The organism is Brachybacterium sp. HMSC06H03, from assembly GCF_001807385.1.
Classification (GTDB): Bacteria; Actinomycetota; Actinomycetes; order Actinomycetales; family Dermabacteraceae; genus Brachybacterium; species Brachybacterium conglomeratum.
In genome coordinates, this window is the sequence record NZ_KV788875.1 from 1 (window position 1) to 1,436 (window position 1,436).

At 77.9% G+C, this 1,436-nt stretch carries 1 protein-coding gene and 1 pseudogene; one reads left to right on the forward strand and one right to left on the reverse strand.

The features are described from left to right. The first annotated feature begins 163 nt into the window (after nt 1-163). On the forward strand, nt 164-1,105 hold the full coding sequence (locus tag HMPREF3159_RS11635) for an NAD(P)-dependent oxidoreductase (protein WP_070501160.1): 942 nt from the start codon (nt 164-166) through the stop codon (nt 1,103-1,105). 21 nt (nt 1,106-1,126) lie between these two features. Here HMPREF3159_RS11635 and HMPREF3159_RS11640 read toward each other — a convergent pair. Beyond that, nucleotides 1,127-1,436: pseudogene (locus HMPREF3159_RS11640) on the reverse strand (5'-methylthioadenosine/S-adenosylhomocysteine nucleosidase); the annotation flags it as partial.

A 1,436-nucleotide genomic window follows, 5' to 3' on the forward strand; every position in this document is an offset into this window, starting at 1 on the left:
CGCCCCGCGACGCGCCCGGCGGGTGGCGCGGCGCAGCGCTCGCGCGGCGCCGCCGGTGAGACCGGTCAGGGAGGACAGTGCGGAGGCGGGGCCGAAGCGCATGGGGGAAGGGTATCGGAGGGCGTCCAGCAGGCGCGATGCGCTCCGTCCGTACCCTGGGGGCATGAAGATCCTGCTTCCCGACACCATGCCCCTGGACCCGACGCTGCCGGAGGGCTGGGATGCGGTCGCGGTCGACGCCCGCGCCGAGATCCCCGCCGCCCATCACGACGCCGCCGCCCTCGTGGTCTGGGGCTCCTCCCGCCGCCATCTCGCCTCCGCCGCCGCGGACCTGCCGCAGCTGCGACTGGTCCAGTCCCTCGCCGCCGGGGTGGAGGGGATCCTCGCCGCCGGCTTCTCGGACGACGTCGTCGTCGCGACCGGCGCGGGACTGCACTCGAGGACCGTCAGCGAGCACGCGCTCGCCCTGCTGCTCGCGCTCGTGCGGCGCCTGCCCGAGGCCCGCGAGGCGCAGGAGCGCCACGAGTGGAGCGACGAGCTCGGCGGCCTGCAGCCCCTGCACCCCGAGGGCCGGCTCACCACGCTGCTCGGCGCGCGCGTGCTGGTCTGGGGCTTCGGCAGCATCGGGCAGACCCTCGCCCCGATGCTGCAGGGCCTCGGCGCCGAGGTGCGCGGCGCCGCTCGCAGCGCCGGCACCCGCGCCGGCGTCGAGGTGATCGCCGAGACCGACGTGCCCGCCGCCCTGCCGGACACCGACGTGCTGGTGAACATCCTGCCCGCCACCGAGCGCACCGCCGGGATCGTGGGTCGCGAGGTGCTCGCCGCGCTGCCGGACCACGCGATCCTCGTCAACGTCGGCCGCGGCGCGACCGTCGACCAGGTCGCGCTGCGCGAGGCGCTCGAGGCGGGGACCCTCGGCGCGGCCGGCCTCGACGTCACCGAGCCCGAGCCGCTCCCGGAGGGCGACCCGCTGTGGGACGCGCCGCGCCTGCTGATCACCCCGCACGGCGCGGGAGGCCGGCCCGTCGGCGCCGACGAGCGGATCGCCGCGAACCTCCGCGCCCTGGTCGAGGGCGGCGAGGTGCTGCACCCGGCCGCGCGCTGAGCCCTGCGCCGAGCGCCTCGCTCAGCCGGCGAGGTCGGCGGCGAGGCGCTCGACGGCCCGGGCCGAGGTCTCCGCGACCACGTCGATCTCGAGGTGGAACTGCTGCCCGGCGGCGGGACCGCACAGGTCCGAGACGGCGCGCAGCGCCACGAAGGGCACGCCGAGCGCCCCGGCGGTGCGGGCGGTGGCGGTGGTCTCCATGTCGGCGCTGAGCGCGCCGGGGAACCGCTCTCGCATCGGATCCGCCAGCGGGGCGGTGACGAAGGCGTCGCCGGAGAGCATCAGCCCGCGCCGCACCGCGGCCGCCTCGTCGGCGCGGGCGGCGCGCTCG